This window comes from Sphingobacterium sp. UT-1RO-CII-1, assembly GCF_026711005.1.
Taxonomy (GTDB): Bacteria; Bacteroidota; Bacteroidia; order Sphingobacteriales; family Sphingobacteriaceae; genus Sphingobacterium.
The window spans coordinates 117,092-141,496 of record NZ_JAPPVJ010000002.1; the positions used below are offsets into that span (position 1 = coordinate 117,092).

Annotated in this window: 18 protein-coding genes; 10 read left to right on the forward strand and 8 right to left on the reverse strand. The window is 35.9% G+C overall.

Features of this window, described 5'->3' with window-relative positions; all coding sequences use genetic code 11:
• Positions 1-18 precede the first annotated feature (18 nt).
• Positions 19-882 carry a KPN_02809 family neutral zinc metallopeptidase gene (gene ypfJ / locus ORI89_RS04395; protein WP_268229226.1) on the forward strand — a complete coding sequence of 288 codons (864 nt, stop codon included), beginning with the start codon at positions 19-21 and terminating at the stop codon, positions 880-882.
• A gap of 1 nt (position 883) precedes the next feature.
• Here the strand turns inward: ypfJ and ORI89_RS04400 are convergent, their stop codons facing one another.
• The gene (locus ORI89_RS04400; protein ID WP_268229227.1) at positions 884-1,858 is read right to left on the reverse strand and encodes an acyl transferase; all 975 of its coding nucleotides are present in this window, start codon (positions 1,856-1,858) and stop codon (positions 884-886) included.
• Positions 1,859-2,010: 152 nt separating this feature from the next.
• Positions 2,011-2,766 carry a YebC/PmpR family DNA-binding transcriptional regulator gene (locus tag ORI89_RS04405; RefSeq protein WP_268229228.1) on the reverse strand — a complete coding sequence of 252 codons (756 nt, stop codon included), beginning with the start codon at positions 2,764-2,766 and terminating at the stop codon, positions 2,011-2,013.
• 288 nt (positions 2,767-3,054) lie between these two features.
• On the opposite strand from ORI89_RS04405, the gene ORI89_RS04410 reads away from it, so the two are divergent.
• From ORI89_RS04410 to ORI89_RS04420, 3 genes are all read left to right on the forward strand, one after another.
• The gene (locus ORI89_RS04410) at positions 3,055-3,558 is read left to right on the forward strand and encodes a GNAT family N-acetyltransferase (RefSeq protein WP_268229229.1); all 504 of its coding nucleotides are present in this window, start codon (positions 3,055-3,057) and stop codon (positions 3,556-3,558) included.
• A gap of 157 nt (positions 3,559-3,715) precedes the next feature.
• Positions 3,716-5,839, forward strand: a complete 2,124-nt coding sequence (locus tag ORI89_RS04415; protein WP_268229230.1) for a TonB-dependent receptor plug domain-containing protein — start codon at positions 3,716-3,718, stop codon at positions 5,837-5,839.
• Complete coding sequence (locus ORI89_RS04420) at positions 5,836-6,678, forward strand: hypothetical protein (protein WP_268229231.1); 843 nt, start codon at positions 5,836-5,838, stop codon at positions 6,676-6,678. The genes ORI89_RS04415 and ORI89_RS04420 overlap by 4 nt, the downstream gene beginning before the upstream one ends.
• 124 nt (positions 6,679-6,802) lie before the next feature.
• Here the strand turns inward: ORI89_RS04420 and ORI89_RS04425 are convergent, their stop codons facing one another.
• From ORI89_RS04425 to ORI89_RS04435, 3 genes are all read right to left on the reverse strand, one after another.
• A complete protein-coding gene (locus ORI89_RS04425) occupies positions 6,803-8,266 on the reverse strand; it encodes a hypothetical protein (RefSeq protein WP_268229232.1) in 1,464 nt (487 codons plus the stop codon).
• 154 nt (positions 8,267-8,420) lie between these two features.
• The gene (locus tag ORI89_RS04430; protein ID WP_268229233.1) at positions 8,421-9,185 is read right to left on the reverse strand and encodes a TIGR03915 family putative DNA repair protein; all 765 of its coding nucleotides are present in this window, start codon (positions 9,183-9,185) and stop codon (positions 8,421-8,423) included.
• A gap of 17 nt (positions 9,186-9,202) precedes the next feature.
• Positions 9,203-10,456, reverse strand: coding sequence for a putative DNA modification/repair radical SAM protein (locus ORI89_RS04435; RefSeq protein WP_268229234.1), 1,254 nt, complete (start codon positions 10,454-10,456; stop codon positions 9,203-9,205).
• A gap of 194 nt (positions 10,457-10,650) precedes the next feature.
• Here ORI89_RS04435 and sbnA point away from each other — a divergent pair, with 194 nt between their 5' ends.
• From sbnA to ORI89_RS04450, 3 genes are read left to right on the forward strand one after another with little or no spacing between them, the layout of a single operon-like run.
• On the forward strand, positions 10,651-11,595 hold the full coding sequence (gene sbnA / locus ORI89_RS04440) for a 2,3-diaminopropionate biosynthesis protein SbnA (protein WP_268229235.1): 945 nt from the start codon (positions 10,651-10,653) through the stop codon (positions 11,593-11,595).
• Positions 11,592-13,322, forward strand: a complete 1,731-nt coding sequence (locus ORI89_RS04445) for an FAD/NAD(P)-binding protein (RefSeq protein WP_268229236.1) — start codon at positions 11,592-11,594, stop codon at positions 13,320-13,322. Before sbnA ends, ORI89_RS04445 begins: the two co-directional genes overlap by 4 nt.
• Position 13,323: 1 nt before the next feature.
• Entirely contained in the window at positions 13,324-14,733 is a 1,410-nt protein-coding gene (locus ORI89_RS04450) for a hypothetical protein (RefSeq protein ID WP_268229237.1), read from the forward strand.
• Positions 14,734-14,782: 49 nt separating this feature from the next.
• Here the strand turns inward: ORI89_RS04450 and ORI89_RS04455 are convergent, their stop codons facing one another.
• On the reverse strand, positions 14,783-15,907 hold the full coding sequence (locus ORI89_RS04455; RefSeq protein WP_268229238.1) for an AI-2E family transporter: 1,125 nt from the start codon (positions 15,905-15,907) through the stop codon (positions 14,783-14,785).
• A gap of 439 nt (positions 15,908-16,346) precedes the next feature.
• The gene (locus ORI89_RS04460) at positions 16,347-17,681 is read right to left on the reverse strand and encodes a GH1 family beta-glucosidase (RefSeq protein WP_268229239.1); all 1,335 of its coding nucleotides are present in this window, start codon (positions 17,679-17,681) and stop codon (positions 16,347-16,349) included.
• 277 nt (positions 17,682-17,958) lie between these two features.
• Here ORI89_RS04460 and ORI89_RS04465 point away from each other — a divergent pair, with 277 nt between their 5' ends.
• On the forward strand, positions 17,959-20,244 hold the full coding sequence (locus ORI89_RS04465) for a WG repeat-containing protein (RefSeq protein ID WP_268229240.1): 2,286 nt from the start codon (positions 17,959-17,961) through the stop codon (positions 20,242-20,244).
• A 133-nt stretch (positions 20,245-20,377) separates the two neighbouring features.
• Here the strand turns inward: ORI89_RS04465 and ORI89_RS04470 are convergent, their stop codons facing one another.
• The gene (locus tag ORI89_RS04470; protein WP_268229241.1) at positions 20,378-21,301 is read right to left on the reverse strand and encodes an endonuclease/exonuclease/phosphatase family protein; all 924 of its coding nucleotides are present in this window, start codon (positions 21,299-21,301) and stop codon (positions 20,378-20,380) included.
• A gap of 346 nt (positions 21,302-21,647) precedes the next feature.
• On the opposite strand from ORI89_RS04470, the gene ORI89_RS04475 reads away from it, so the two are divergent.
• Both ORI89_RS04475 and ORI89_RS04480 read left to right on the forward strand, forming a co-directional pair.
• A complete protein-coding gene (locus ORI89_RS04475; RefSeq protein WP_268229242.1) occupies positions 21,648-23,177 on the forward strand; it encodes a TlpA family protein disulfide reductase in 1,530 nt (509 codons plus the stop codon).
• Between the two features lie 9 nt (positions 23,178-23,186).
• Positions 23,187-24,371 (forward strand): putative Ig domain-containing protein, encoded by a 1,185-nt coding sequence (locus ORI89_RS04480; RefSeq protein WP_268229243.1) that lies wholly within the window; start codon positions 23,187-23,189, stop codon positions 24,369-24,371.
• The last annotated feature ends 34 nt before the right edge of the window (positions 24,372-24,405 follow it).

Below are 24,405 nucleotides of genomic sequence, written 5' to 3' on the forward strand. Positions count from 1 at the left end.
AAACTTTAACTTAGAGATATGAAATGGCAAGGAGCTCGTAGAGGCGGTAATATAGAAGATCGTAGGGGAATGAAGGGAGGGAAGAAACTTGCTTTGGGAGGTATAGGTGGTATAATTGTTTTAATTATAGGTTTGATGATGGGTGGAGATCCTAACCAAATATTAAACCAACTGCAAGAAGGCACATTAAATGCGTCGACAGATACCGAGTATGTCTCCACTCCTGAAGAAGAAAAGCTTTTTGAATTTACTGATGTTGTTGTTCGCAGCACAGAGGACGTTTGGCAAGCTATATTTCGTAAAGGAGGTTTAGAATACCCCATACCAACAACGATAATTTATCAAGAAGGGACTCAAACTGCAGGTTGTGGTTATGGTGAATCTCATTTTGGACCGTTTTACTGTCCTGCTGATCAAAAAATTTATTTAGATTTAAGTTTTAACAAAGAGCTAGCAGAGAAATATGGTGCAAAGGGTGAGTTTGCCTTAGCGTATGTTATAGCACATGAAGTTGGTCATCATGTTCAGAACGTCTTGGGCACTTTAAAAGAAACCAATGAAATGCGAAAACGTTTATCAGAGAAAGAATATAATAAGATTTCTGTAATGACCGAACTGCAGGCCGATTTTTACGCTGGTGTTTGGGCTCATAATTTAAAGAAATACAGCGACATAGAACTTACATATCAAGATATTATTGATGGTATGCGAGCTGCTGCTGCTGTAGGAGATGATCATTTACAAAAGCAAGCTTACGGAAAGGTAAACCCTGAATCTTTTACACATGGCACATCTGAGCAACGTGTATATTGGTTTAAGAAAGGTTATGAGACAGGAGATATTAATTTAGGAAATACATTTAATGATCCGACATTAAGGTAACCTATTGTACAAGTAAATTACAACCGCGTATTTCACTTTGGTCAAAACGACCTATTACTTCAAAAGTTCCATTTTCATAGTTTTTAGCCAAATCATCTGTAGCAATAAATGAGCAGGAGTTAAAATTAGCTAAATCGATTATATTTAGAGCTCCTGTTCTCCCAAAAGGTACTAAGCTCAACGGGTCGTTCGTATCTCTGCAAAGTGCTTTCATCCAATTTGGTGTTTTAAATAAGCCTTTACCATAAGAATATGCTTGAGACAATAGTTCGGTCATTCCATACTCAGAATGAATAGTCGTAACACTAAAAGCGTCACATAAAATTGTGTGCAATTCTTCACGAATCAGTTCTTTTCGTTTTCCTTTCATGCCTCCTGTCTCCATAACGATTAACTCTGGAAAATCAACAGTGTAATTTTCACAAAAATCCAATAGGGCGTAAGTCACTCCAATTAGCAATGTTCTAGTCCCCTTGCTCTTCAAGTTTATTAACCGTTGATATAAATCTTCATGGTTGTATAAAAAGTACCCTGACTCTATATGATTACTTTGTTTAATCAAATCGTCTATCATATAGATAAGAGAAGAGCCTTCACGTTCTAAATAGTTCGGAAGCAAAGCAAGTATAGCAATGTCAGTTGCATCCCCATAAAATTCATAGAAACACTTGCGGAAGCTTTTCTCATAATAAGCTAAATCAGTCACTATATGTTTACTATTTAGCATACCTGTTGTACCAGAACTAGTGAATGTGATCTGCGCATTTTGACTTGATGATACTACATCCTGCGATTTAAAAAATTGTATAGGTAGAAAAGGAATTTCTGTATAATGTTTGGGATGGCTATGCTTTTGATCTAAAGCGGATAGGTATTTTGCATATACTGCACAATCGTTTTTTTGAATGTCAAAAACTTCTAGGCAAACATTATTAAAAGTTTTCTCGTTGTCAATGGAAAAAATATGTTCAAACATCTATACCTTAATCTGCACAAAGATAAAGCAATTTTATTGAGCTAAGAAGCCGGTTCTGAAAAAACTATTTTTTTTTAGTGTAATCGTTAAGTGGTGTATGGTAAAAAAATATTCCTTCCCTAAAGTATAAGAAATTTAGGGAGGAAATAATGTTAGGCGAGGAGTTCTAGCAAGTCATCTGTCAATTCAAGGTTATGAAACACGTTTTGCACGTCATCATCCTCTTCAAATGCATCAATTATTTTAAGAATATCTTTAGCTTGTTCCAACTCTAACTTGGAAGTACTAAGAGGTATTCGTTGTAATTCAGCATTCTGTACTTCTATTTTTAACTCTTCCAATTTGTTATTCATGCTTCCGAATTCTGTGAATGCAGAATAAATTACAAAAATATCTTCTTCATCTTCAAAATCTGTAGCTCCTGCCTCTATCAGTTCCAACTGTAGATCATCCATGTCCCAATTCAGATTTGATTTTTCGATAGTAAAAACGCCTTTTCTTTCAAAAATGAACTCCAAAGACCCATTAGTCCCTAAAGATCCGTTATTTTTATTAAATATAGAACGTACATTAGCCACAGTTCGATTGGTATTGTTGGTCATACATTCCACAAATATCGCTATCCCGTGCGGACCATAACCTTCAAAACTCATCTGTTCATAATTATCCGCATCAGTTCCTGTAGCTTTTTTTATAGCTCTATCTATATTGTCTTTCGGCATATTTACCCCTCGAGCATTGGCTATAGCATTCCGCAGTGCGGGGTTTGTATCTGGGTCACCGTTGCTGTTGTTTTCTTTAATTGCGACAGCAATTTCCTTTATAATTTTCGTAAAAATCTTACTTCTTTTCTTATCCTGAGCTCCTTTTCGATGTTTTATGTTAGCCCATTTACTGTGTCCAGCCATAAACTAATTAATAGAATTTAATATAAAAATAAAAACAAGACTAGTCTTGCTATGATAAATGGTAATATAGCAATTTTATGGCTATCGGAGGAATATAAGTAAGATTAGCACAAAGCTAAATCCTGCTTGTTGGTTATTTTAAATTTGTATTATAATTCTGTGAATAAAATATTAAACCTTTATTTTCATCCTTCTAACTGTAGATCATTTAGAGATGATGTAGTATATTTATTAAATGTGTTTTTTATGAAACACAGCGTATTATTATAGTATCAAAAAATTAATATTATGGAATATTCTTTTAGACAGGCTACTAAAGAAGATGGTCTTCAAGTATGGAGCATATTAGAAAAAGCTATTCAAAGAAGGAGGGAGGATGGCAGTCAGCAATGGCAAGATGGTTACCCTAATCTTTCAGTAGTTGAAAATGATATTGTCCAAGGCCATGGTTACGTGTTAACTATTGGCGATGTGATCATTGGTTATACGGCTATTTTGATAAATGACGAACCTGCTTATGCGAATATAGACGGTAAATGGCTAACTGATGGTGATTTTGTTGTTTGTCATCGGGTTGCTGTTTCAGAAAATTATTTAGGTAAGGGACTAGCACAAACGATTATGAAACACATTGAAAACTTTGCAATGAAAAACAATATTCATAGCGTTAAGGTGGATACCAATTTCGATAATGCCGGGATGCTTCGGATTTTAGAAAAATTAGGATATACATATTGTGGTGAAGTTATCTTGAGGGACGGTGTGCGTAAAGCATTTGAGAAGGTGTTATAGAGGACTATAAGTTCTAGTTTATGCCCGTATTCTGTGTTTAGTTCTGCTTTAAATATTAAGTTATAGCTACCATTTAGACGTTTATTGGATGATAAAATAGCTTTATAAAAACAGTTCTATTTTTTGATTCTACTATAATATTTAAAGAATATTATCAGTGTATATTATAGTAAATAATCGTACTTTAGACACACCAATGTATAGACTTATTATTATAATGTTATTCTCTGTACTTCAGTCGTTTGGCCAGCATTCCAAAGAACGATTGACCGACTCTTTGAGCAATAGAAAAGCTGTTCAACTTGAGGAAATCCAATTATTGAAATCCATTCCAAGAAGAAACCATAGTGATCAGAGTATTCGCATGGGCAAAGCAGAGATCCAACAGACTTTTAAATTCTTGGGAAATCTTGACCCTTTGAATGCAGTACGCGTTTTGCCAGGGGTAGCTTCAGGCGGTGATTTAAATTCAGGGTTATATGTTCGTGGTGGAGATAATGGACACAATCTTATTCAGTATAACGGCATTACAATTTATAACCCTCATCACTTATTTGGTCTTTTCCCACTTATTAATCCGGAAATGGTTAATCATATTCGGTTTTATAATGGTGCACCTCCAGCGTTTTTATCGGGCAGGTTAAGTGCCTATATTCAAATGCAAAGTGCTCAAGAGCGTTTTGATTCGTTAAGTAACGAAATAGCCTTCCATGCTAGCATACTGAATGCAGATTTTGCGATCAAGAAAAAAATAACTCCACGTTTTTACTTAGAAGGGCAGGCCCGTAAATCTTTTTTAAACCTTTTAGTCTGGCCATTTATTAATAAAAAGAATCCGACAGGATATGATATTTACGACCTAAATATTAACCTTTACTACCGCTGGAAAAATGGATTCACACAATTGACAAGCTACCAAGGAGAAGACAGGTTTAAAATGCAATTTAACAAGAAGACAGTTTATCAAAAAATGGATTGGGGAAATCGGCTTGTAGGTCTGTACCATCAGCAACAGTTAGGCGAGGGGCATGAGCTAAAGGCTGGACTCTCCCAAACAGCGTATAATTATAAACTCGACTTTGACTACAATTCGTCAGGAAGTAATATTTTTTTAAAAAACAATGTCAGCAGTCTTCAATACGACCTAAAATATAAGTTTAAAAGACAACATGGTTTAGAGGTCGGTTATATAGGTAGTTTTCATCGCATAAATCCGGTGGATATTCACCTACAAATGGCAGAGAGCGGGCAGCAATTAAATCATTTAAAACAACGTATATTGCAACACCACCTCTTTTTACAAACACAACTTAATATAGCTGAGCATTGGAGTGCCCAGGCTGGTCTGGCTTTTGTCAAGTACCAAAATAATGATTATAACGACCAAAAGGTTCAATCAGTATGGAATAGCTGGGAGCCCACAATAACGTTTTCGTATCTGTTTAAAGACAACTACTCGTTCAAATTGGGGTGGAACAGAGCAGGACAGCATATACAGAATATTGCTATGAGTGCAACCAGCTTACCGCTTGATTTTTGGATAGGAGGAGGTGCTGAGATCAGTCCGAGTACACAAGATCAGTATACCATGGGCTTTTATTTCTTAAATAATAAACAAAGAGGATGGGAGCTTTCTGCTGAAGCTTTTTATCGCGACCTCAAAAACGTTTATGAATTTAATGGCGATATAAATAGTATCGTTGAAAAAAACAACGTTGTACATTCCCTCTATCAAGGCCGCGCGAAAAGTTATGGTGTTGAGATTTATGCAAAGTATGTTAGTGAGCGTTTGCAGAGCACCACAGCTTATACATATTCGAGGGCTTTTCGTTGGTTTGATGATCTTAATGATGGGAATAAATTTCCTTTTAAATATGACAGGCCTCATCAATTGAATATGAACGTGCTCTATCAGATTTCTGAGTTTTGGAAATTGTCCAGTAATTTCAATCTAGAGAGTGGGCTAAATTACACACCTGAAGTAGGACGCTATTTTTTAAATAATAATATCCTATCTGAATATGGCCCTTATAATAGCGTAAGAATGCCTTTGTATCATCGATTGGACCTGGGTGTAAGCCGAAATTTCACAACAGGAAACCGAATAAAACATGAAATAGGTTTACATATTATTAATGTCTACAATCGGGCCAACCCATTATTTAGACTCTCTCACTATGAGGGATCCCTTGATGAAGGAGGGCAATATATTCATACCTCGCAAAAGGATCTAGCTGTTTTACCATTTATTCCTATGTTTAGTTATTCTGTACGTTTATGAGAGTAATTTTATTATTATCCCTATTGACTTTATTCCTAAGTTGTAATAATAAAGATCTAGACGATGGCTTATCGTATACACCTAAATTTATTATTGACGGAAATATTGAAGTAGATGATTTTCCTGTAGTGAAGATCACACATAATATACCTATAAATGCAAAAATTGATTCAGCCTTGCTTGAGCAGATTATAATTCGCTGGGCAAAGGTTGAAGTTGTATCAAAAGATGATACTGAGGTGTTAACTCTTATACATGATAAAAAAGTATTTCCTTACTATTATTATAAGGCAAGACGCTTGAAAGGAAAACTCGGCGAGAGCTATAAATTAAAAGTCACGTATAACGATATCATAATGGAAGGTGAAACGTATATCCCAGATCATCGACCTGAAATAGATTCCCTTTGGTTTAAAGATAATAAGGTGGACACTATGCGTAAGGAGCTTTACATCCGTCTTTTCGATGATACGCCTCAGCTTGATTATTATCGCTTTTATACACGACCGGATTCTATTATGGAGTTTTCTCCTACGACACCTAAATTTACAGATGACAGTAAGTTTATCAACCAATATTTTGAGAGTTCTTTATACAGAAATCGTCTTTCTAACTTTGAAGAACCTGGGAGTACTTTGTTCCTGCGGGATGTCCCAATCATCGTAAAAGTGAGCAATATGAATAAGCAAGCCAATGACTTCTGGAATAAATACCAAGAACTCAGTGCAAACATTCCTCTTTTCGGAGGAAATAAGTTGTTGCAAGGCAATGTATCAGGGCCATGTATTGGCATTTGGTATGGTACAGCATCGCACAGCCAGCTCATCACACCAAATTAAAATAGTTTTTGTACCTAAAGACTGGTCATTAATTACTGTTAGCACTTTTATTAAGTTAATCTAGAACCCAAATAAAAGGGAGAGTAAATGCTTACTCTCCCTCCATTATATCATTTGACTACTGTTACCGTTCAAATTTTTTCAATAAACTTTCAATATCCGTGATAAGGTTACCAAAGCCTTTATCTCCAAATTCATCGAAAGACTGTTGCGATTTATCTCCAAATACAAGAACAGGTTCCGCATCATAGTAATATTGAACAATTTCATTATTATCGTAACTATAACTGGATTCCGCTACTTGGAATTTCACTGTAGCTAGTTTTGTGCTTTTTACCGTATTAAATATAGCCAATTGCATATTATTATTAAAAGCAGCCACTTCACCCTCTACATATTTTTTCTCGATAGCACTAACTTCCTGCCTGTAAGTAGCTTGTGCCACCTTGTAATCTGCCTCAAGCTTTTCTCTTTCTTGCTCTAGCTTTGCTAACTCTTTCTGATAGTCGTTCAGGGTTATAGAGCCCTCTTCATTGAATTTTTTATGTAGTTCATACATCCTAACGTAATACTGATGTTGAGGGTATTCCGGATAATCAGGATCAGCAGGTAAAGCGTTTACAAGTTTACTAAAGTCTGTAGACCCAAGAAATTGTACGCCTGCGATTTTGAATGACAGGTTTGAACCTTTAACAAGCTCTAAAAAACCATGACCATCAAACTCAGTATACGTATAGGAGCCACCGTCCCAAGTTTCCGTATATTCTTTATTAAGGTCTTGTAGTTTTTTATACGTAAGGTTATCGTGCTTTGAATCAGCTGACACGCTTAATATTTCGTCGCTTCCTAGTAATAAGGCAAAATTAGCTTTAACAACGCTACTTTCATTGCTTACATTCGTTGTAGCTTTATATTGCCCAATAGATAAGTCTGCCTGCGCCAACTTAGGCATGTTATCTCCATGTGTTTCCAATACTGCTTTTAGCTCCATAGCAGATTTTCCGTCTACTAGCATCCCCGCGGCTATAGCGGTGGGGATTTCATACAGATCACCGTCCAAATCAATCGTTTTGCCGTTTGTTTGATAAGTTACCGTAAATTTAGCTGTATTGCTTTTAGCTCCCTTTTTAGCAGGAAATAAAACCTCTATTTTATCATTTGATGATGTTTTATCAAAATTTCCTGTTTTCGCATTATACGTGTAAATACCAAAACTATCACTGAACTTTTGAAGTTCCTGTGCCGAGCTATTGATACTTACCACCGTACTTAACATTTTTTGAATACCTGATACGGTTTGGCCCGAGCGTCCAAATTTATTAATATCCATTACGGATATGTCAAGAGTACCTAAGTCTGCTAAGGTTTGCAATGCCTCAATAGCTGGTTCACTGGCCAAAGCCTCCATCTTTTTCACAGTTGCCCGTCCTTCGGTTTCTAAAAAATCTTTGTCCGCTGCAATTCCCTCCTTACTATAAGGTAGCTCGAAGTCTATTTCGCCTTCATCAGCGGGAGTTTTATCCTTGCTACACGAATGCATAAGTGCACATGAAGCTAAGGCTAAACTAAAAAGTAAATGTCTTTTCATGGTTCAGTATAAGTTAAGTGTTTATTGTTATGGAAGCAAAAATAGCACTATAAAAGGGTAATATATATACCTAGCATTAGGTATATTTCCCTATAAATTAATTGCGTTAAAAATGTTACTTTACTATGTTGAAGTTTTTCTTGTTTAGGACAAACTACAACTTCTCATTCAAGTACTTCCAATATCGTCGTGGTACATGTTGGATATGAAGTTTAGTATTCTTTCGTTCAACAATATTTACAGCTTTGAAATACCGACGCCAAAGTTCATCATATTTTCTTTCATCATCATCTACCTGCAAAGCAATGGATTTGCCAGAGGGCTGTTCGTCTTTTGCAAACTTTACTTCACTTGTATTTGTTAGGTCATAATAAATACCATATTCTCTTTTTACATCATAAATTAACCATACCTGATCAGCATAACGTTCTCTAAAATGTTTAACTATTAGTGGTAAGACATTAAAATCAGGTTCTATTAATGCTAAATAAAGTCCGCCTTTTAACAATTTGAAGCGTACGAAAGCCTTCATACGGTGCCGCTCTCGCCAAACGGATCGGGCTTGATGCCTGATTTCTAAGATGCTATCATTTGTGAAATTTCGCGAATGATCACTTTGTGCTTTAAGGTAATAGCATATGGTGCGTACAACGAGTTTGTAAGCTATTGGTTTTTCTATTAGATAAACGTAATATAAGTCTAGATAAGCTTGTTTATTCAATTTACTCAATAACGCTCTTTGTACACGCTCTGCCTTTTTTGCTGTAGTCTGTACCTCATGTGCTGTAGTAAATAAAGCCGTTTGGTAAATACCTACAACACCTATATCGACAGCGTTCAGCCTATAGTCGAAAACATCAAATACTGTACTCAATAAACCTGCCCACGACCCATCAAAAAGGATAACACTATCTTTCATATACAAACTTTGAATTGCTAGAATAAATTTAACTGGCTTCCTACGATAGATTTATATTTACTCGCTGAAGAATTTAGTATATAACTTTTGATCACATCGGCTTGTTTATCTGCGTAAAGTTGCTGGAATCCTTTGCATATAATGAAGTACTTTGCCCGGTTAATGGCTATTCCTAATTTTTTAAGATGCTCTATATTTAAAGAACCGAAACGGCGTGCAGCTATAATCTTTTTCGCTGAACCGACGCCAATCCCTGGAATTCGTAAAATCAAGCTATATGCAGCTCGGTTAATATCGATTGGAAACTGGTCCATATTACGCAATGCCCAACCCAACTTCGGGTCTACATCTAAGTCCAGCAAAGGGTTAGTTTCATTGACAATTTCGTTAGCTTCAAATCCATAAAAACGCATGAGCCAGTCCGATTGATAGAGTCTGTTTTCACGAACAGTAGGCACCTGTGTGCCAATATTTGGCAAGCGCTTATCCATAGATATTGGTACATATCCTGAATAATAGACACGCTTTAACTTATAGTTTTGATAGTAGTTTTGTGCAAGACTTATAATTTGACGATCGGTTTCACCGCTTGCCCCGATTATCATTTGTGTACTTTGCCCCGCTGGTGCAAAAATAGGTGAGCTTTTAATCACTTTGCGCTCGTCTTTACGTTCTATTATTCGATCCTTTAAATGTTGCATGGGTTCGATCATGTCTTTTCGATTTTTTTCGGGAGCCAACAATTTTAAGCCATCTTCTGTTGGGATCTCTAAATTGATACTTAATCGATCTGCATATAGGCCTGCTTCGTCCAATAACTCTGGGGATGCGCCAGGAATTGTTTTTAAATGAATATAACCATTAAAATTATGTTCTTTGCGCAATTTTTTAGCGATTAGCACAAGACGTTCCATGGTATAGTCTGCATTTTTAAAAATACCAGAGCTCAAAAACAATCCTTCAATATAATTTCTTCGGTAGAAATTTATTGTCAGATCCACCACTTCTTGCACTGTAAATGCGGCACGTTTGACATCATTGCTTCGCCGAGAAACACAATATGCGCAATCGAAAATGCAATGATTGGTCAATAATATTTTTAAAAGCGATACACAACGGCCGTCCTCTGTATAGGTATGACAAATCCCTGCACCGGCATTGCCTAAACCTTTATTTTTGTTTTTTCGATTACTACCACTTGAACTACAACTGACATCATATTTTGCGGCGTCCGCTAAAATCGACAGTTTTTCCAAAAGCTTATTTTGCATATTTTTAGTATTATAAAAACAAAAATACTAAAATAATTAGCTAAAATAAAAAGAGTATTTAGAGTTTTAATCATAGACTTTATTCATAAGATTTCTAATAGCTACTCACCTTTTGGAAAACAAAAAGGAAAGGGTTCGTGTTTTTAAATAGAGGATAGTTATGAAAGTAGTTCATTTAGGCAGATAGTATGTTTATGGATAACATTTTGAATCATATTGGAAAAACACCGCTGGTACATTTGGACAATTTGTCACAAGAGCTCAAAATAAACGTCTACGCTAAAATGGAATCCATGAATCCGGGCAAAAGTTTAAAAGATAGGAGTTCTAAAAATATTTTACTGCAAGCATTGAAACGAAAGCTTATTAATACCAAAACCACAGTCATCGAATCATCTTCAGGAAATATGGCCATTGGTTTAGCAAGAGTATGTAGTTTATTAGGTTTAAAATTTATAGCTGTGGTTGATCCCAATATAAATAGCCAGACATTAAAAATACTGCAATTGTATGGGGCTCACATAGAAATGGTTTCAGTAACAGATGGAACAGGGAGTTATCTAAATACACGTTTAAAAAGGGTTCAAACACTATTGTCATCTATTCCCAATAGTTATACGACCAATCAGTACAGCAACCCCGATAACCCTCAAGCACACAGACACATATTTAAGGAGATAAAAGCTGATTTAGGCCATAGTCCTGATTATCTATTTACAGCAGTAAGTACGTGTGGCTCTGTTCGAGGGATCTTAGATGAAATTGCAGTAAATCAAGACAAAACAAAAGTTATAGCTGTTGACGCCGAAGGAAGTTTAATTTTTAGCGACCAAGTTAAAACCCGTTACATCCCAGGAATGGGAGCAAGTAGAAAGCCTGATTTTGACATTACTCAGAGTTTATATGCGCATCAGTTAGTTTCTGAACAAGAGACTATCGCAGGTTGCTATCAATTACTTAAGCTTGAGTGCATTTTAGCCGGCGGATCGACAGGTGCTCAAGTAGCTGCTTTAATGAAAAGAGCACCCACATTAGAGCCGGGTGCTGATGTTTGTATGATTGTAGCCGATGATGGTGAACGGTATTTAGACACCATTTACGATACAGAGTGGGTTAAAAGAAAAATAGATAAGAAATGATTTGGAAAACGACTCATTTATCCCATGATTTTAAACTACTGTTAAATAAAAAAACGCCCTATAAAGAGTCTACTGAAACAGGTAAAGAAAATTTTCGAGTGGGCATTGTAGGAGGGGGACCTAAAGGAATGTATGCTTTGGATACCTTGGTTAGTACAGTATTAAAGTTTCGTGTCGATTTCCCTATAACAATAGATTGGTACAATAAAGCCGCTGATTTTGGTGCCGGTCCAAACTATGATACAGATCAACCGGACAATCTACTTATAAACTATGCCATTGGCAATATCAATGCATGGGAATGCAATGATGATAGCCGTCTTTCTCTACTCAATTGGTTAACCCAACATACCGCATTAGGAGAGAAACCGACAGCGCTAGATTTTGCATCCCGGGCTGTTGTTGGTTATTACTTAAAAGACTGCTGTAACCTCCTAATCGAACAATTGCCACAATACGTAACATTAAATAGGGTTGTTTGCGATGTCACTGATATTGAATGTTCAGACCAAAGCATATATGTGCATAGCAATCGATATGATTCTGTGATTTTGTGTACAGGACATTCCTACGCAAGTAAATTTGTAAATAAAAGGTCAGCTAATAGTCCTGTCTACGAAGCTTACCCTGTAAAAGCTCTACAAAACCTTAAAGGCTTGAAAAATATTGCTATCCAAGGCATGGGTTTATCCTTTATAGATACCGTAATAACATTATCAAGCTCTGGCGATCCCTGTAATATTCCGAAAATGTTGCCTTACTCACGCACTAATCTTCCTATGCTTCCGCGTGTCCCCCATGTTGCAAGTGAAATAGACAGCAGCGCATTTTTACATCATGACTATTGGCAGGGGTTAATAAATAAAAAAAACATCGATTTTGACACAGAGGTGCTACCGCTATTAGATGATGAAATTTGCTTCGCTTATTATACAATAAAAGATAACCTAAGCAGTTGTAATGCCAAGTATGGAAAAGAAAATATTCCTTCAGATAATGAGCCTTTTTCACTTCATCGCTTACTATTTCCCAATGAGTACCTAAGTGAAAAAGATCGAACACATTACAACAGTTGGATTTTGAAATACTTACAAGAAGCAATTGCCCGCTGCAAGTCAAACGAGATTGATCCGATTACATCTGCGCTCCATAAGCTTAGAGAATTTCGACCAATTATGGAAAACATATATGCACATGGAGGGTTAAATCCTGAAAGCCAGAAGAAATTTGATAATTATTGGTACCCTGCAATATCGAGGGTTTGTTTCGGTCCTCCTGTGATCAATGCTGAGAAACTGGTTGAATTGATGAGATCTGGGAAATTACAGTTCAATTTTAGTAGCCCGCCACAGGTGAAAATAAATGAAGGTCATGTTTTATTGGAAAATGAAGCGCATGAAACCATTAAATGCGACGCCTTAATATATGCACATATTCCAAAAGCAAATTTACCAACCACTCCACATTCGCTATATAGCCCTTTGATTATAAAAGGAATAGCAAAAATATATTGTAACGGACCTTATGAAACGGGAGCTATAAAGATAAATGATAGGGGAAGGGTTATGGGGAAGGGAGTAAATAAACTCGCTCTTTTTGCCTACGGCACACCTACAGAAAGTAATGTGCTTGATAACGATAGTTTATCCCGACGGGTACATAATTATGCAGAAGACTGGACTGAATTTGTAATAGAGAAAATAAATAAAATAGAGGGTAAATCATAGTATGGAAAAAACAAAACATTATTACTTGACCCCCCTAATGGCGGGGTGGATAGAGGATCTTGTAAATAATAAAGAGCTATTAAACAGGGCTTTGAAACAATATGAGTCACCTATCAATATTCATTGTATAAATAATTTTCAATCCAATGTACACAGCTATAGTCATGTTCTTAGCTCTTACGGACTTCGCCATAAAATTTACTACGCGCGAAAGGCCAATAAATGTTTAGTATTTCCTCTAACAAGCTGGCAAATCAATCAAGGAATAGATACTGCTAGTTATCGCGAAGTGAAACAATGTCTAGATGCAGGCATTCCTGCTGATAGTATAGTATGTACTGCAGCAGTAAAAAATAGGAAGCTATTAGAAATGCTGGTGCAGAATCAGGTAGAAATAGTTTTAGATAATGAGGATGAAATGAAGCTTTTACAAGAAGTATGTGAAAACTTAGCGATAGAAGCGAATGTTATATTGCGACTTTCTGGCTTTGTAAAGCAGAATAAACTATTAAAAAGCAGATTTGGGTTTAGACTTGATGATGCTTATTCAATAATCACAGAAAGAATAGGCAAGGGAAAAGAATTCTCTTATTTCCGATATTACGGTTTACATTTCCACCTTAATGGTTATGACGCTGAAGAGCGGGCTATTGCACTCTATCAGAGTGGCGAACTGGTTGAGCGCTTACACCAAGTGGGTATAAAAACAAAATCTCTCGATATGGGAGGAGGTTTTTTAATGAATTATTTAGCCAATGAACAGGAGTGGAACAACTTTAATGATGCTCTCAAAGAAGCTGTATTAGGAGATTTAAACCCCATTACCTACGGCAATGATGGTTTAGGATTGATTTTAAACGAAGGCAAATTGCTAGGGAAGATAGACGTATACCCCTATTACAATAAAGTAAATAAGGAAAATTTGCTCAAAACAATACTTGAAACACGATTTAATGACCAACCGCTATATCATTTTTTAAAAAATTTAAATCTGGAAATCCGTATGGAACCGGGACGTTCGTTATTAGATCAATGCGGTATTACTGTAGCGAAAGTAGCTTTTCGAAAAAGAGATACAGAAAACAATTTACTAATAGGTTTAGAAATGAATAGAACGCAGCTTCGAAGTTCCAGCGCTGATTTTTTGGTTGATCCGCTACATTTAACAAATAGCGATGCCCCTGGTGACGGACAAGTAGAAGGCTATTTAGTGGGCGCCTATTGTTTAGAACAGGAGCATATACTAAAGCGAAAAATACTTTTTAAAAGCATGCCACAAGTAGGTGATCTATTTGTTTTTGTCAATACAGCAGGCTACATGATGCACTTTTATGAATCCGAAGCTCATTTATTCCCCTTAGCTAAAAATCTCATATACGACTCAGGAACGAAAGTAATAGTCGAGGACTAGCATTTCAACCTATTTGGTTCTGCCCCTAAAGGGGCAGTTACTATCTAAATCAACTATTACTTCTGGATACAGAGTTTTTCTCTTCACATATTTCTTTTTTTAGTTCCATAAAGTGCTCTGAGTCATCCTCCTCTCCGAGTAAAAACCCCCAAGGTTTAAGTTCTAACACACGGTCGAACACGATTTTACAGATTGCTAAAATAGGAATGGCCAAAAACATTCCGGATATACCCCATAGAAGTTCTCCAAAAAAAATAGCCATCATAGCTACCATGGAGTTAACCTGAACTTTTGATCCTACAATTTTAGGTACTACAAAATTGCTATCAATAAAATGAATTACCGCCAAGGCTACTAAAACAAATACAACATGCAGAAGAGAAGAAGTTGCAAAAGTAATTAGTGAAATCACCAACATAGAAAGAAATATTCCAACATATGGAAGAACATTAAAAAAACCTGTAAATATGGCTAGCATTAAACTGTACTTAACACCTATAATAGTAAGCGCTATAAAAGTCATAGTAGCCACAATAATCATTTGTAAAAATAAGCCTATCAAATATCTTTTTACGACATATTGTATCTGGGAAACGATGTCCAATACCGTATTGTGATGATTGCTGTGGTTCAAAAGTAGAAGAAAACGTACAATATGTCTGCGATAAACCAATATGAAAAATGTATATAAAAAAGTAAAGACCAGTAAAATAAATGTAGACGACATCGACAATATAGCTACCCCCAGTATGGCAGTACCTCTACTGACTGATTTTGTTAAAGTATCTGTCACATACTCCATTTGATCGGAATAATCTATATTAAAGGTCGCAGCTATCCAATCTTGAAAAGACTCTAAGCCTGCTACAACTTGTTTTTCAAAGGCTGGCCAATCCTCCTTTAGGTTGGTCATTTGTGAGCCTAGCAATACAACTATACCTGTTAATAATGTAAAGAACAGTAGCAACGATATCAATGAGGCTAAAATTCTGGGCATTCTTAACTTTCGCTCCATCCATGTAGCAAATGGTGTCAAGAGCAAAGCAAATAAACTCCCCAAAATGAAAGGAACAATAATAGTTTGCCCTACGCTAGCTATATACACTACAGCAATGATGCTGATTAATATACAGGCTAGTTTTATATAAAAGGGAAGAGATAAGAGTTTTTTCATATTTAATTACACTTTCAGACTATAAGTACCCATACTATTTTGGTTAAATAAAAATCGTAAAATAATATTTAATAACAAACCATAATTTTAGTGGATGTAGACTTTAGTTCTAAAAACATATAGTTTTATAAAATGTTTAGCTAATTATCTTTAAAAATGGAAAATAACAGGAAAAAATATTCATTAAATAGATTGTCGCAAAAGCAATGGGCAGACTATAAAAGTATCAGGCTAGAAGCACTGTTAGCAGAGCCTGATAAGTTTGGCAGCGCTTATGATATGCAATGTTCATGCATCATTTGTTTCTCTTTGTGCATGAAATGATGCGTCCAAGGCAGCTAACCAACGCTTTGGATTCAGCTTCACACATCTTGAAACAACTGTATGGCCAGATGGGAAACTGGATAATGAAGTCTTTTATAAGCTCGATCTTTAACTGTTATTTCAAAAAATCCGCATACCATTTGCCCGATGATTTTACAATCCGTTTTTGATTTTCAAAATCGACATGCACTAATCCGAACCGCGGTCGATAACCCTCTGCCCACTCAAAATTATCTAAAAAGGTCCATACAAAATAACCATGGACATTCAGACCTTTGTTTTTTGCTCGGTATACTTGCTCAATTGCCTGTTGCAGATAAGCTTTCCTCTTAGGGTCATGCACCTTGCAATCCACTAGTTCGTCTGTAAATGCCGCCCCGTTTTCTGTAATAATCAAAGGAGGTATATTGGCATAACTAGAATACTTCTTTAAAACCTCATAGATAGATTCGGGATAAACCTCCCAGTTCATGGCCGTAGTTTCTACTTTTCGTTTTTGTGCACTTACTATTTTAGCCTGTAAGAAAGGAACAAATAAAGTATGGCGTATAATTTCGCGCGTATAATTTTGTATCCCTATAAAATCCATATTAAATTGCAGGTTGGCTTCATCGTTTTGCTGCATATACTTTTCTATTTTTCGAAGGGCTTTAATTTCTTGAGTAGGGTAGCCCATACCCAATAAAGGTTCTATAAAAAAGCGATTCAGTAAAGCGTCTGCTTTTGCTGCCGCAATTTTATCCTTATTCCGTGCAGTATAAGGCTCTATGTGCGAGCAGGAAAAGCTAGTTCCTACGTTACTACCCGTTTGTAGAGATTTTATGATACGTGCTCCGCCTGCTTGTGCTAAGGCTGTATGGTGTGCGGCTGCAAGAAAGTTATTAAAGCCCTTTTTTCCGGGGGCATGTACACCAAAAAAATAACCTGCACCCGTAAATACGGTCGGTTCATTAATAACTATCCAATTCTTTACCCGATCTCCAAAATGTTTGACACAAATAGCTACATAATCCGCAAACCAATCTTTAACGTCCCTATTAGTCCAACCTCCTTTATCTTCTAATGCTTGCGGAAGATCCCAATGATATAATGTCACCCAGGGCGTTATCCCCAGCTCCAACGCCAAGTCAATAATTCTATTATAAAAATCTATCCCCAGTCCATTTATTTCACCAGTGCCTTGTGGTAATATCCGACTCCAAGCAATTGAGAATCTATAATTGGGAATATTCATACGACGCATCAGTGCGAGATCTGCTGCGTAGCGATTATAAAAATCACATGCTACGTTAGCATCTTGCTTTCCGAATATTTTATTTTTTTTCTGGACAAAAGTATCCCAAATAGATGCCCCCTTACCATCTGTATTATGGGCTCCCTCTATTTGGTATGCTGCTGTCGAAACACCCCATATAAAATCATCCCCGAAGTCTTTTTTACATCTATCCATAGGCTTTCTTGTGCATTGTTTAGTTTTTTACTGATCGAAGAGGAGAATAAAATGAATTAAACTGTGTAACAAATAGTCTCACTATTAGGTTTTGGAAGTAATAAATTATAGTTTTCATAAAAAGAAGTTTAATATGTTATGATACAATAGTTTATTTAAATAAAAATAAAGGTTTTTTGTGACTTATATATTAACAAACAGTTAACTTTTTTCTCTTCTGATTGACTGTAATAATGAATTTACGTAGGTTTGCTTTTTGTTGTAATGACTTTCATAGATGAAATACCTATTTATTTTCCTGCCGTTATTTTATATTCCTTTAGCTTTTTCGCAAGTATATGAAGTAGTAGAATCCATCGATTTTGACAACTACATATCACCTATGGTATCCGTAAAAAAAGCTGGTAAAACCTATTATTATCACGCTGCCAGCAATATTTGGGTCGATGATGTTGATGAATATGCAGCAGATCTATTGGTTGTTATTAAGGATGGTAAATACGGTATGTTACGTGATGATGGTGAACTGTTAATTCCTATAATATATGATCATATAAAATTAGAAACAGACTACGAAGGGCAATGGTACGAGGGTATAGACTACCGTTATAAGTTTGCCGTGTTGCAGCAAAATAACAAAGTAGGTGTAGCCAACGAACGAGGAGAATTGATTGTACCTTTTGAGTATAGTGAAGCAAAAGTGATAAATAAAGCTGTTATTGGCGTAGCAATCGATGGGCTGTGGGGGTGGGTATCCGCAGCAACAGGAGAATTAGTACATAAACCTGAGTTTGAGTATCTCAGTAAATACTATAATGAAGGGTATGTAGAGGTGAGAAACGATGACTTTGCGGGGGTTGCTAAGGCCAATGGAGAACTTATCATCCCTGTCGAATACGACGATTATATGCGCATTTTATATTATGGTAAAGAAGTCCGTTTTGAAGGCAAAATTGCTGATAGAGTCCATGTTTTTGATACTACGGGCACGGAACTGATATCCGGGCACAGCTTATACCAGTATATCTCAGGATCTAATAATCTTGTTTTTAAAGAAAATAGTCAATTTGGTATTTTTGATCCTTTAACAAAGAAAGTTATTTTAGAACCCAATTTAGAGCTTATTAATGGTTTTGTAAGAAACTTAGCTGTTGCTAAGAAAAATGGAAAATACGGGGTTATTAGCAGCGACGGACAACAGGTTCTTAATTTTGAATATGATGAAATAAGTTTTTTGACTGCCGCAGGTAGATACCGGAGCGAATCTGCACCAGTAGCTCCGTTCAATGCTCGAAACATCAAGGGCGTAGACATTAATAAGCTAAAAGCACGCTGGGATTATGAACAGGAAATTGACGCACAGCCCTATCTGATAGCAGCTGCTAAGGGCGATTCTAAAGGTGTCTTTAAGTGGCAAGGAGAACCAATAGTTCCAATTGGTAAATATAACAATATTGATCTCCGTTATTTTAAGGGTAAAACATTTTATTGGGTGGAAAATGATAATAAATGGGGAATAATTAATGATCAGGGAAAAGAAATTTTACCACTTCTATACGCATTCGATGAGTCTTATCAGTTCTCCAAAGTCGCTGTAAATGATGACAATTTAATCTTCGATCGTTTTTTTTCTTTTTCTAATGGAAAAAAGGAGAACAGCTACAGGGAGGAGATTGGTCTTTTTGATTTGGATTTGCAAAAACTAATTATTCCCATTGCCGAGCAAAACATAGAAATTGTAAATACAGAGCATATAAAAATCAGGAAAGAGTTGTCCACTTATGACTATGAATTTTATGATTACAATATAAAAGAAAATAAACACAATAAACTTCCTGGCCCGGCTTTGGAGTACCACTTACTTGCCAATGGTTTTTGGATCGCAGAGATGCAAGATAAAACCTACAAACTAATAGATTCGGCAGGAAACATAGTTTATGAAAACTCAAAATGGTCTAGTAAAGAATACTATGATTTACTTCGTTTTCCCAGTTATGGCAGTAAAAACCACGGTGATTTTTACCATGGTTTAAAAAAGATTTATACCAGCGAAGCCAATCTCTTTGTTAATGAAAAAGGGCAGGAGCAGCGATTTGAGGAGGTCGATCAAGTAGATGCTTTTTACGAAGGATATGCCTTAGCGGCTAAAAAGGGTGAAGAAGCTTATAAATATGGGATGATAGATTTAAAAGGTAATGTTATTGTTCCTTTCGAATTTGATGCAGTCAATGCAATGGGGGCAGAAAGCGAATTTTTACAATTCAAAAAAGGCAAGCTAAGTGGCTTAGTCAATAGGCACGGAGCTATCCTGCTCGATCCTATTTACACATACATTGATTATAATTCCAATTACCCCTATATTATTGTACGCAAGGACGATAAGTATGGCTTAGCTGATATAACAGGAGAAATCATTATAACGCCTCAATACGAGGCTTTGAGGAGAAATTATTCGGGTAAAGATAATACTTGGCCTCTTATAGTTACTGAGAAAGGGTGGCGATACTTTATGAATAGTGACGGAACAAAAGCTTTGATCAAAGCGAAGGAAGAAGAATATTGATACGAATTATAGGAGAGCCCAATGTACTTCCGAACAAAATGTAAATAGCAGCTATTCCTAAAATAAATGCGTATCGTCTAAACAACACGCATTTATATTTTATTCTTGTTGCAATAACTCAACTATTTTAAGTCTACTTATTGGGCATAATAATAGAAATAAGAACCGGGAAATGATCTGACGGAAGTCGAGCCGTATAATCTTTTAAAGAAACTTCTTTAGGAAAATTTCCTGATTGATAAGCCTCAACATTATTTGGCGAGCGGTAAGTATCTGTCAATACTCCATATCGAGTTACCTGAAAATCGTTAGTTAAAAAAATATGGTCTATTCTACTCTCTGTTTTTGTATTTGGATTAAAGTTATTAAACGTTCCTGTATTAGCATACTTAATAGGTGAAAGCTCATAAGCATCTCTTAAAATTCCAGACGTATTCAGCACTTTATAACTATCGCTGTTTTGGTCTACGTTAAAGTCGCCTGTTAGTATGGCCGTATGGTTTGCTGCCATATCTTTTACTTTCTCTAAAATAAGTTTTGCACTTTCGCTTCGTGCTTTCGTCCCTACGTGGTCGAAATGAATATTGAAAAAATAAAGCTCTTTGCCATTTTCTTTTATCTTTAGCTTCGCCCATGTACAAATTCTTGGCAAAACCGCATCCCAGCCCTTATTTGGTTTAGATATGTCCTGCGAGAGCCAAAAGTCACCATGCTCTACTAAATCAAATTTAGTTGTGTTATAAAATATAGCAGAATGCTCGCCCGCTTGCTTTCCATCATCACGGCCTACACCTACATATTCATAATCAGGCAAACCATTTTTCAAATCTTGCAATTGATGATAAAGTCCTTCCTGTGTTCCGAATATGTCAAATCCATGAAATGCAACTAAATTAGCGATAATAGGGGCGCGCTCTGTCCATGCATTTCCTTTTGCGGCATCGTCTTTATTGTCATAGCGCAAATTATAACTCGCAATATTAAGTGTTTGGCCATAAGTAATTAGTGTGGTCCCCAGGAGAAATGCCAAGAGGAATAGTCTATTTAAGTAAAACATAGTATTTAAGTTGTTTATATTCGAAACTACATTTTTTATGCTAAAAGATGAAATAAACCATCTTTTTTTGTTGTTATTAATATCATCATAAATCGTACTTATGCACATTACATGTAGCTTTATTACATCTCATAATCAGAGTTTAATATTTTTTTATAATAAATATATTTCCGATATTTAGCAGTATCATAAACTAATACGAATAAAAACTGCAATTATAGCTCACGTTTTTATTAGAATACAAACCCAGTAATAGACTATTTATTTATTCATTAATCAATACGAACAGATGTTAAATAATAGCTAAAGAGTAGTATTTTCTGACTGACCTTAAACTACAATAAGAATGATTAAAATAAAGCTTATTTTTATATGTACTCTTTTCTTGTTCTATTCCTGTAATAGAGGAAACCAAACCAACACCAACCAAATAAACATAGTCGCTGGCACTTCCAAAATAACAGGCCGAATCATCGTCCCTGATGGTAAAATTAAGAATAGTGTGATGATAACTATTGGTATTACACATCCAATTTCAGGAGAAGATGTTAGATATGATATTCCTGTTGATTCGTCGGGAAACTTCTCGCTAGATTTTGATATTGAAACCGAGACTGCCTTATTAAATTTATTCACTAATGTCGGTCCCCATAAGATGCTTGTTGTGCAAGCTGTAAACAACGACTCTACGCATGTTGATATAACTTATGATGCAAGCCTGAATATCAAAAATGTAGATGTTATGCCTGCCATTAATAAATATGATATGAGACAAGCCATATCGGTGTTGGGTAAAATGATTGATTATAAACCCACTGATCCCGAATGGAAGTATCCGCAGCTCTTTGATAAAAGTATAGACGAGTTTTTAGATTATGCTAAAAGTAGCGTAGCTAAAAGATTGGTGCAGTTTGTAGATAACGATAATTTGTTCTCCCAAGAGTTTAAAGACCTTATCGCAAAAGATTATCGTATGTTTATATATACAGGACTTGTCTTCAATTACGAACGACAAATGAAACTTAATTATTATAACTCAACTCGTGATACTATTGGTGAGCCTGAAATCCAAAAGATTGACAGATCTTATTTTCGTTTTTTGAAAGATTTCAATCTCAACGATCCACAATACCTGCACACATTTACATTTCCTGAATTGCAAGACTCTATTCTCAATAATGAAGTATTGGGGTTGCCTTCAATCGGAGAAAGTGATATCGCATCTTGGTTGGTAAGTGTAAAAGCTATATTGTCCGATTTGGTAGGGTTTGATGATGGTCCATATTATGATATTTTAGCTGCTAATGCCTACGGTAGGCAATTCAATGAGCATTTAAAGCCACTAAGCGAAAAACAGAAAGAGAATATCACTAAATATTGGGGGGATGGTGAAATCGCAAAAGTATTGTTCCGAAAAAATGAACAGATAATTGAACTGGATAGCGTAAAATCACCTGTTGTCGTTAATGATGTCTCAACCATAGCAGAAGAAAAGGTAATCGAAAATATTATCTCGAAGCATAAGAACAAGGTGATTTTTATTGATCTTTGGGCAACATGGTGTGCACCTTGCCTGGATGCAATGAAACGATTCCGGGATACAAAAGACGATTATCGAGATAAGGATGTGGTATTTGTATATATCACAAACGGATCATCACCCCAAAAACTATGGGAATCCAAGATACAAGGAATTGGCAGTGAACATTATTATCTGACCTCTGATCAGTGGTATTACATGATGGATCATTTTGACTTCGAAGGGATTCCATCTTATCTATTATTTAATAAAGAAGGCGCGCTAGTGAATAAATTCACAGGCTTTCCAGGAAATGACAAGGTAAAAGAAATGATTGACGGGTTGTTGATTTTATAAGGTTAGTACATGCAGTCCTCAATAATTAAAATAGCAGTATCTATTTTACTGTTTTTACTAATTGGTTGTAAATCGTCTATTGAGGCGACTGATTATTTTGGACAAAATTATCCAGATTCTATCCCTATCATTTTCGCACCAGGTATAGTCTCTATGGAAGGTCGACTAGAACATGGTATTTCATTTACACCCGATACACGAGAATTAGCATTTGGAGTACTTAACAAGGATAATTTCAACGGAGAAATATTTTACTCAAAGAAGATTAGTACAAAATGGACAGAACCCTCAGTTTTTGAACCATTAAGAAATAAGAGTGTTTATTTACCTTATTTTTCGCCAGATGGCACGTCCATACTTTATGCTCAAAGCAAAGTAGAGAAAGAAAATGTCTATACCGATATTTGGATGCTGGAGAAGATTAACGGTGCGTGGAGCTCTCCAAAATTAGTGCCTGCTCCCATAAGCTCGTCAAGTAGAGAAGCTAACGCTTCTATGACTTATAATGGTACAATGTATTTTTCTTCTACTAGAAGATGTGATGGAAAGAAAGACTGTTACACGGCTGATTTGTTCTGCTCAAAATTGAATAACAATCAATACCAAAGTGCAAGTGTTATTCCTGAGCTTATATCACCAAATGATGAGGAAAGTGTCTTCATTTCTCCAAAGGAAGACTATATAGTTTTTTGCAGATATACGGGCGAGGAAACGGGAGTAGATTTATATATCAGTTATCGTGACATTAACGATAAGTGGACTGAACCTCGGATCGCTGATTCAACAATAAATTCTACTGATTGGGATCGTAGACCATTTGTAAGTATTGATAATAATTTTTTGTTTTTCACTCGATTAAAAATCGAAGCAAGTGGCATAGCAGAGTCCGATATATATTGGGTTAATACTGGTAAACTGTTTAAACCATTTGTCTATCATCCGCTTTCTGATATAAAGCTCCAACAAGGGAAACATTTCGAAATATTCGTTCCTCATGATTATTTTAAAAACATAGATAGTAGCAGATTGATATACAGTGTTAATGTTGGCCAATCTGAATGGATAAAGTTTGATAGCGAGCAAATGAAAATATCAGGAGTAGCATCTGCAAAGGGAGATTATGAAATCACTTTAACAGCAACTGATAGGTTTGCTAACAGGACAAATCATAAGCTGAAGCTCATTGTAGACTAATAATAATACCGGGTACCGGTGGAGACCATTGCTT